The sequence below is a fragment of the Thermococcus sp. PK genome (genome assembly GCF_000430485.1).
GTDB lineage: Archaea > Methanobacteriota_B > Thermococci > Thermococcales > Thermococcaceae > Thermococcus_A > Thermococcus_A bergensis.
Genome location: NZ_KE387150.1, coordinates 91,479 through 99,774, shown reverse-complemented (window position 1 = coordinate 99,774; position 8,296 = coordinate 91,479). Strand labels below are relative to the sequence as shown.

Genomic DNA, 8,296 nt, shown 5'->3' with positions numbered 1-8,296 from the left:
CCCTGTTATTTAAACAGTATTTGACTCTGAGGAGGATTTTCAGACCATAACACATTACCCCAAGCAGGATTCGGGTTACAGTAGTCTTTTTCAGAAAACAGGGGATCCTACTGCCAAACCACGTTGTAAACGCACCCCAGAACCCCTCATGAGGATTCCTACGCCTGTACTCTTCTTCAGAAAACACTCTGTCTCTCTTCTTACTACCAAAACCACCTGGAGCGTTCTTAGTTTTCTTAACAATCGGCCGATAACCCTTTTCCACCACAGTGTTCAGAACTTTCTTTGAATCATAAGCCCCATCAGCATAAAAATTCCCAGAACCCCCCGGCAGGAGTTCAATCAGCTCGTTCTCAGAAGTTGTGATCTTCACAGCAACCGGATACAGTAAACCCGGCAGGATTCTCGTTATTGCCTGAACTTCTATCCTGCCCTTTTTTATTTGTAATAATGGTTGAGTCTGCTTGAGTGCTGGCGTAGGGTAATTTCTGGAGTTTTTTCAGGAGGTGGTTTGTCAGTTCTTCGAGGTTCAGCTTTTTCTCCCAGTTGTGGAGGGTTGAGTAGTGAATGTTTGCTCCGAAGAATTTTCTGCCGTAGTGCTGGGCGTCTCTGAGAGGTAGGTTGTAGTATTGTTTAAAGAGGAGTATTGCCAGTATTGTTTTTACTGGAAATTTTTTGGATTTTGGCAGGTTCTTCAGCTTTCCTTCTGATTCGAAGTCTGCTAAAACGTCAAGAATTGCGAATGCCACGCTTTCAGGGTCTTTGAGTCTGTGATCCCATCTGGGGATCACGACAACCACCCGAAAGAATTCAGCAAAAACCCTAATAAAGGTTACTATAAACACGCCCGTTTTTTGTTATAACTTATTATTACCTTTGTGAATAAATCTTTTATACTTTTATAATTGCAAAGAAAGTGTTATAATAAGACCGCTTTCTTTTACTATACCTAAGTTTTGCCTTTTGACTAAGTGTTAAAAACAGGGTGCAACTTTGATAATTTGTTCAAAAAGATTTAGATTATTATGGAGATTTTGCCAATTTTCCAAAGTTTTTTGCATAAAATACATATATGGCTCCAGAATTCGTCATACTGGTGATGATCATGAACGCGGTTCAACTTGTAAGCAGAGATATTGAAAAAGTGATAAGGGTACAGACGAAAGTTATAGACTACATGACAGACTTCTTTGTGAAGAGGGGCTTTAAATGGCTTTTGCCGGTTATGCTTAGTTCCATAACCGATCCATTGTGGCCCGATCCAGCTGCCAGTAAAATGAGGGCTCCAGAGATTGAAGCCTATGGAACAAAACTCAAGCTCATGCACAGCATGATTCTGCATAAGCAGTTTGCAATAGCTATGGGACTGGAGAAGATATTCGTCCTTTCACCGAACATCAGGCTTGAGGAGAGGGATAGAGACGACGGCAGGCATGCGTATGAGTTTAGCCAGCTAGACTTTGAGATAGCCTATGCGAGCATGGAGGATGTGATGGGGTTGATTGAAGAGCTTATGGTGGGTCTTTTCAAGGAAGCAAGGAAATGGGGAGAACTTGAGGAAAGAGGACTGCCAAGGATTAAGGCGCCGTTCAAGAGGTTTACCATGAGCGAAATAATGGAAGAGTTTGGAGACGACGAAGAGGCAAGCAAAGCAATGGACGAGCCTTTCTGGATAACGGACATCTCGAGGGAATTCTACGACAGAGAAGACCCTGAAAGACCGGGACACTTTAGGAACTATGATCTGGTATTGCCCGAAGGTTACGGGGAGGTTTCAAGCGGTGGAGAAAGGGAGTGGCAGTATGAAGTAATAGTCAGAAAACTTAAGGAAAGCGGCCTGAGCTTGGAAGCTTTTAGGCCTTACCTCGAGGTTGCAAAGGCTGGGAAGCTCAAGCCCTCTGCCGGAGCCGGCATCGGAGTGGAGAGGCTTGTTAGGTATATGGTTGGAGCAAAGCACATCGCTGAGGTACAGCCCTTCCCAAGGATTCCGGGAATCCCTGCTGTTATCTAGCTTTGTCCCTTTATTCTATTTTCCATAAGTTTCCAAACCTGTTGTAATGCACTCTGTCTGGCATTATCTCTTTTTCACTGTGAGGTGGCTTCTCTTCAGCTGGATACCCTATGCCAATGACGCATAGAATCCTTATATGCCTTGGAATTCCCAATAGCTCTCTTATATAATCCTCTGCGCTTTTCTCTTCGCTGTGCATTCTGTCGAGCACATGTCCCCAGCATGCCCCTAATCCAAGGGCTGTTGCCGCCAGCTGTATATGCTCTGCTGCTATAGATGCATCAAACACCCATGCGGAGCTTATGTTCTCATCTCCACATACAACTATTGCAAGCGGCGCTGTCTCCAAGAACCTCAAAGCTGGCCTAGTCTGAGCCAGTTTTTTGATAAGGTCTCCATCATCAACAACTATAAAATGCCATGGCCTTCTGTTTCTTGAACTCGGCGAATAGAAAGCGGCCCCAAGGATTTTCTTCACGTATTCTTCCGGAACTTTCTTGTCCTGAAAGCGCCTTATGCTTCTCCTCCTCTTAAATACCTCAAAAAACTCCATACGCTCCACCTCAAAAAGAAAAAATTAGAGGGAGAATATATCCTTTGCGCTGTATTCGGGTTCACGTGCTTTGCTAACCTTGAGCTCCATGTTGAAAGCGTTTATGATGGTTCCTTCTTTTTCTGCCCACAAGCCTGAAGGAAGGGCTAAGACATCACCTTTTAGCTCCTTTCTGGGCTTTCCTATAACCACATAGGCCTCTGCCTCGGGTAATCCTTTAACTCCAAGCTTCAGCAAGCCTACTTCATTGACCCCTTCGTGGAGTATGAGGGTAGGTACTTCCAGTGGTTCAGCAGGTGCTTCGAGTACAGCAACTTCGTAGTCTTCCTCCACGAACTCTTTGCCTTTCAGCAGCACCTTCAGATAGGGATACTTTTCGATGTCCGCTCTTAAAAGAACTTTCTTGGCTTTCTTTATGTCCTCTGGGGTTGCTGTGGAAATCCCTTCCTCTACGAAGGCTCCAAGTTTGAACCCTCTTTCCTCTGCAACTTTCTTGAAGTACTTAATCTCCTCATTCGTCAGCTCGGGAGTCAATATAAGGGCAATGTCCTTGTGGTTCCCTATGAATTCTCTGACTTTCTCCCATTCCACTTTTTCGCCGTTGAGAAGCGGGAATGTTAAATCCTCAGCCCACGGCCTCTTAAAGCGGCAGATGTCACAGAGGTGTCCGTTGTTCCATCCTGCCACTGAAGAAGCCCTAACGAGCATATCGTTATAAACCTCGATGTTCATTTCACATGCAAAGTTACACCCGTTGCAGACAGTTTTTACTGGCTTGGTTTTCCACGGGCCGGGTTTTATGAACGGCAGTTTTTCGCTTATAGCTCCGGTTGGACAGACGTCAATCATGTCCCCTATGAAAACCCCGTCCATATCTCCAAGTGTCTCTCCAAGAGGAGGCGAAATTCTTGTTGTGAATCCCCTGAAGAGGTAGTCCACAACTCCTTCTCCAGCTATCTCGTGGGTTAAGTTGACGCACCTGCCGCACAGAACACACTTGTTGTTGTCGAGGACAACGTTTGGATGTGTCTCATCGATTTCAAAGCGGTTTGTCTCGCCCTTAAACCTGTCCTGCTTTGCCTCGTAAAGCGTGGCATACTCTCTAAGCTTGCACCTGAAGACCTCCATGCATCCACAGCTCATACATCTCTCTGCTTCCTTAAGCACTTCCTCTTCGGTTAGGCTTTCTTCAACTTCAACGAATCCTTTAATTCTTTCCTCAGCAGGCTTTAATTTTGCTTTAACCCTTGGCTTCTTCTCCACATGCTCATAGTCCTTTTCGGTGACGTCTTTCCAGTGGTTGTATGGTCTCAGGTCGAAAAGAACTCTGTATAGGTCGTCATCCTTCACTATTTCCTCTATGTGCTTTGAAGGCTCAAGGAGCGCTTCCCTTGCCTTGTTGAGCTTGCCTTTGAGGTAGAGGTCAATCATCAACGCGGCTTTTCTTCCAGTTGCTATACTCTCTATGACAGTTGAAGGTCCTAAGACAAGGTCTCCTCCCGCGAAAACCCCTTCAAGGCTTGTCTGTAATGTTATCTCATCTACCGCGGCTTTTCCACGCTTGGCCTCTATGCCGAGCGCCTTCAAGAAGGAATCATCGCAGTACTGGCCGATGGCAAGGATGACGTTGTCAGCTTCCAAGAAGAAGTTTGAGCCCTCTATTGGTACTGGACGTCTTCTTCCGCTTTCATCTGGCTCGCCCAGCTTCATTCTAATTAGCTCAACCTTTTCTACCTTGCCGTTGCCATGGATTTTAACAGGGTTGGCAAGGAATATGAACTCAACTCCCTCCTCTTCTGCTTCCTCAACTTCCCTTGGGTTTGCAGGCATTTCTTCCCTTGAACGCCTGTAAACAACAGTAACCTTTGCGCCAAGCCTTAAAGCCGTTCTTGCGACATCCATAGCAGTGTTTCCACCGCCGACAACGATAACCCGTTCGCCGAGCTTTACTTCTTCGCCCATGTTGACCTTTCTGAGGAACTCGATGCCCTGCATGACACCTTCAAGCTCTTCTCCCTCTATGCCCATTTTCCTACCTTTCCATGCTCCAATGGCTAGGAAAACGGCATCGTATTCTTTCCTGAGCTCTTCAAGCGTTATATCCCTTCCAAGCATGGTGTTGGTCTTGACCTCAATACCCGTGTTAATGACCGTTGCTATATCCTTGTCAAGAACATCGCGTGGAAGCCTGTAGGGGGGAATACCGTAGCGCATCATTCCACCAAGTTCAGGCATGGCCTCGATTATAGTTACCTCATGGCCCATCGTCCTGAGGTAGTAGGCGCACGCCAGACCAGCCGGCCCACCTCCAACCACCGCAACCCTCTTCCCGGTCGATGGCGGGATTTCAGGCATCCATGGTCCGTGTTCGAGATCGTAATCAGCCGCAAACCTCTTGAGCTGTCTTATCGCGAGGGGCTCCTCTACGAGGTTCCTTCTGCACTTGCTTTCACAGAAAGCCGGACAAACCCTTCCAAGAACCGCTGGGAGGATGTACTTCTCCTTCATGAGTTTGACTGCCTCATGGTATTTGCCCATCGCAATTAGTGCAAGATATCCCTGAACATCACTGTGCGCCGGGCACCCATCTTGGCATGGGCCTATACAATCTCCGTAATGGTCGGAAAGCATTAGCTCAAGGGCGGTTCTTCTCATTGAAATTATCTTTTCGTTTAACGTTTCTATTGCCAGACCTTCGACTGGCCTGAGTGTACATGAAGTTGCAATCCCCCTGGGAGTTTCGACTAAGCAAAGGCGGCATGATCCATAGGGCTCGAGCTCAAAATCGTAGCACATTCCTGGGATGTGTTCTCCTTTTTCCCTCAGGCTTTGGAGGAGCACCTTGTTTTCGGGGACGTCAACTTCCTTACCATTTACGATGACCTTGACCATGTCAATCACCCTCGTAGGCATCAACTATCTCTATGGCGTCAAACCTGCACACAGTATAGCACGTTCCGCATTTTATGCAAGCTTCTTGGTCTATTACGTGCGGCTTAAGCTTCTCTCCGCTTATTGCTTTGACAGGGCAGGAAATTGCACACGCTGTACATCCTGTGCACTTGTCGGGTATTATGACATACTTTATGAGGGGTTTACACACCTTGGCCGGGCACCTCTTGTCTTTCACGTGGGCGATGTATTCATCCATAAAGTAGCGAAGCGTTGTAAGAATAGGATTCGGTGCAGTTTGTCCGAGACCACATAGGGAGCCGGCTTTCACTTTTGTGGCAAGCTCCTCGAGCTCCTTTAGGTCATCCATTGTCCCCTGACCGTTGGTTATCTTATCCAGAACCTCCCACATCCTCTTCGTCCCCAGCCGGCAGAAGGTGCACTTGCCGCAGGACTCTTTCACGGTGAAGTCCAAAAAGAACTTGGCGACGTCGACCATACAGGTGTCCTCGTCCATAACCACCATTCCGCCGCTCCCCATTATCGCGCCAGTTGCAGTGACGCTTTCATAATCCACAGGAGTGTCGAAGAGATACTCTGGTATACACCCGCCAGATGGACCTCCAAGCTGGACGGCCTTAATCCTCTTGCCGGTCTTCGTGCCGCCTCCGATCTCGTAGAGTATCTCCCTCAGGGTGATGCCCATGGGCACCTCCACGTTGCCGCCGTGCTTTATCTTGCCCGAGAGGGCGAAGACCTTGGTGCCCGTGCTCTTCTCGGTTCCGAGGGAAGCGTAGGCTTCCCAGCCGTGCTTTATTATCCACGGGACGTTCGCCCAGGTCTCGACGTTGTTTATGTTGGTAGGCTTGCCCCAGAGGCCCTTTTGGGCTGGATATGGCGGCCTTGGCCTCGGCATCCCGCGCTTCCCCTCAATCGATGCTATCAGCGCAGTCTCCTCACCACAGACGAAGGCTCCGGCACCTTCCTTGATCTCGATGTCAAAGGAGAAGCCAGAACCGAGGATGTTCTCCCCGAGGAAACCCCTCTCACGCGCCTGCTGGAGTGCTATTTTGAGGCGCTTTATGGCGAGCGGGTACTCGGCACGGACGTATATGAAGCCTTTGGTAGCCCCAATGGCGTAGGCACCGATTATCATCCCCTCTATGACCCGGTGGGGGTCTCCCTCAAGCACATTCCTGTCCATGAAGGCTCCCGGATCACCCTCATCGGCGTTGCAGATGACGTACTTCTCGTCTCCCTTCGCCTCGCGCGTGAACTTCCACTTCAGGCCCGTCGGAAAGCCGGCGCCGCCCCTTCCGCGGAGGCCAGACTTGATGATGACGTCTATTATCTCCTCGGGCTTCATCTGGAGGGCCTTCTTCAGGGCCTCATAACCGCCAGCTTGAATGTACTCGTCTATGTTTTCTGGATCTATGTAGCCCGAGTTCTCAAGCACTATCTTCTTCTGCTTGGCGAAGTAGCCGTCAACGTCCCACGTCCTTCTCTCCCCGTCCTCCCACCAGTCCCTCTTCACTACCCACTCCTCGATGGGCTTACCTTTGATAACGTGCTCCTCGATGATCTTGGGGACCTTCTTCGGGTCGACGTGACCGTAGGTGATTATTTCGTCCTCGGTGATTATGTCCACGAGGGGCTCGCGGTAGCACATCCCCACACAGCCGACTATCTTGAGCTTAACACTCAACCCTCTCTCTTCCAGCTCGCGTTTTATTGCCTCGTACGTCTCCTTGGCACCGGCCGCTATGCCGCACGAGTTCATTCCCACAGCTATCGCCTTTATCTCAGACATCGAGCTTCCCCTCCCTGAGGTCTCTAATCAGCTTCCTCACCTTCTCCGGCGTCAGCTTGCCGAACACCTTCTCGTTGATCATGATGACCGGTGCAAGACTGCAGCAGCCAAGGCAGGCGACCCTTTCAAGAGTTATAAGCCCATCTTCGGTTGTCTGGCCCTCTTCAACTCCAACTTCTTCTGTAATTGCCTGAGAAATGTTGACAGCTCCGTTAACGTGGCAAGCTGTTCCATGGCAGATTTTGACGACATACTTTCCAAGGGGCTCAAAACGGAACTGGGCGTAGAATGTGGCGACGCCATAAACTCTGCTCAGGGGCACCTTTAAATATTTTGAAATCTCCTCTAGGGCCTCTCTTGGGAGATAACCAAAAATTTCCTGAGTTTTCTGCAACAATGGAATCAAAGAACTGGGATTCGGCTCATAACTATAAATGTACTCAAACTTTGAATTCATGATCACCACCTGCCATTACTATACTATTTACCCTAGTTCCCATTAGATCGTTAGAGTTATAAGCACTTAAGTCTTTTGGTTGATTGGTGGTTGTTATGAACTTTCAGCAGGAAATCCTGATCATAAAATCCGAAATCTATCCGATAGTCAGCAAACACTACCCGAAAAACACTCGCAGGGAAGTAATCAGCCTCTACGACCTGATAACCTTCGCAATACTAGCACACTTGCACTTTAACGGAGTTTACAAGCACGCTTACAGAGTCCTAATCGAAGAAATGAAGCTGTTCCCCAAAATCAGGTACAACAAACTAACAGAACGCTTGAACAGGCACGAAAAACTCCTGCTCCTAGCGCAGGAAGAATTATTCAAAAAACACGCCAGAGAATACGTTAGAATACTGGACTCAAAGCCCATTCAGACCAAGGAGTTGGCCAGAAAAACAGGAAGGAGAAGAAGGGTTCTTCAGAAATCATCTCTGAAAAGCCCGCAGTTGGGTTTGTTCCCTCTAAAAAAGTTTTACTATGGGTACAAGCTGACCTGTTACTCTGATGGAAATTTGCTGGCTTTAC

General features: G+C 48.2%; 7 protein-coding genes and 1 pseudogene. 2 read left to right on the top strand and 6 right to left on the bottom strand.

Going from position 1 to position 8,296, the window contains the following annotated elements; all coding sequences use genetic code 11:
- Both THEPK_RS08615 and THEPK_RS08610 read right to left on the bottom strand, forming a co-directional pair.
- Window positions 1-373 (bottom strand): hypothetical protein (locus THEPK_RS08615; protein WP_042701035.1); only part of this gene is annotated, 373 nt, incomplete at its 3' end.
- Complete coding sequence (locus tag THEPK_RS08610) at window positions 354-845, bottom strand: hypothetical protein (protein ID WP_156882173.1); 492 nt, start codon at window positions 843-845, stop codon at window positions 354-356. The genes THEPK_RS08615 and THEPK_RS08610, both read right to left, overlap by 20 nt.
- Before the next feature lie 260 nt (window positions 846-1,105).
- Here THEPK_RS08610 and THEPK_RS08605 point away from each other — a divergent pair, with 260 nt between their 5' ends.
- Complete coding sequence (locus tag THEPK_RS08605; protein ID WP_042701033.1) at window positions 1,106-2,011, top strand: asparagine synthetase A; 906 nt, start codon at window positions 1,106-1,108, stop codon at window positions 2,009-2,011.
- A gap of 10 nt (window positions 2,012-2,021) precedes the next feature.
- On the opposite strand, the gene THEPK_RS08600 is transcribed toward THEPK_RS08605, so the two are convergent.
- From THEPK_RS08600 to nuoE, 4 genes are read right to left on the bottom strand one after another with little or no spacing between them, the layout of a single operon-like run.
- Window positions 2,022-2,564: a nitroreductase family protein gene (locus tag THEPK_RS08600; RefSeq protein ID WP_042701031.1), complete on the bottom strand. Its 543-nt coding sequence runs from the start codon at window positions 2,562-2,564 to the stop codon at window positions 2,022-2,024.
- Between the two features lie 24 nt (window positions 2,565-2,588).
- Window positions 2,589-5,456, bottom strand: coding sequence for an NAD(P)-binding protein (locus tag THEPK_RS08595; RefSeq protein WP_042701029.1), 2,868 nt, complete (start codon window positions 5,454-5,456; stop codon window positions 2,589-2,591).
- 1 nt (window position 5,457) lies between these two features.
- Window positions 5,458-7,266 carry an NADH-quinone oxidoreductase subunit NuoF gene (gene nuoF, locus THEPK_RS08590; RefSeq protein WP_042701027.1) on the bottom strand — a complete coding sequence of 603 codons (1,809 nt, stop codon included), beginning with the start codon at window positions 7,264-7,266 and terminating at the stop codon, window positions 5,458-5,460.
- Window positions 7,259-7,723, bottom strand: a complete 465-nt coding sequence (gene nuoE, locus THEPK_RS08585; RefSeq protein WP_042701025.1) for an NADH-quinone oxidoreductase subunit NuoE — start codon at window positions 7,721-7,723, stop codon at window positions 7,259-7,261. The genes nuoF and nuoE overlap by 8 nt, the downstream gene beginning before the upstream one ends.
- A gap of 86 nt (window positions 7,724-7,809) precedes the next feature.
- Here nuoE and THEPK_RS08580 point away from each other — a divergent pair.
- Window positions 7,810-8,296, top strand: a pseudogene (locus THEPK_RS08580) (IS982 family transposase); the annotation flags it as partial.

What these genes read in the sequence shown, in the direction of transcription:
- nuoE (WP_042701025.1), bottom strand. Translation starts at nt 7,723, where the DNA reads ATGAATTCAAAGTTTGAGTACATTTATAGTTATGAGCCGAATCCCAGT.
- THEPK_RS08595 (WP_042701029.1), bottom strand. Translation starts at nt 5,456, where the DNA reads ATGGTCAAGGTCATCGTAAATGGTAAGGAAGTTGACGTCCCCGAAAAC.
- THEPK_RS08605 (WP_042701033.1), top strand. Translation starts at nt 1,106, where the DNA reads ATGAACGCGGTTCAACTTGTAAGCAGAGATATTGAAAAAGTGATAAGG.
- nuoF (WP_042701027.1), bottom strand. Translation starts at nt 7,266, where the DNA reads ATGTCTGAGATAAAGGCGATAGCTGTGGGAATGAACTCGTGCGGCATA.
- THEPK_RS08600 (WP_042701031.1), bottom strand. Translation starts at nt 2,564, where the DNA reads ATGGAGTTTTTTGAGGTATTTAAGAGGAGGAGAAGCATAAGGCGCTTT.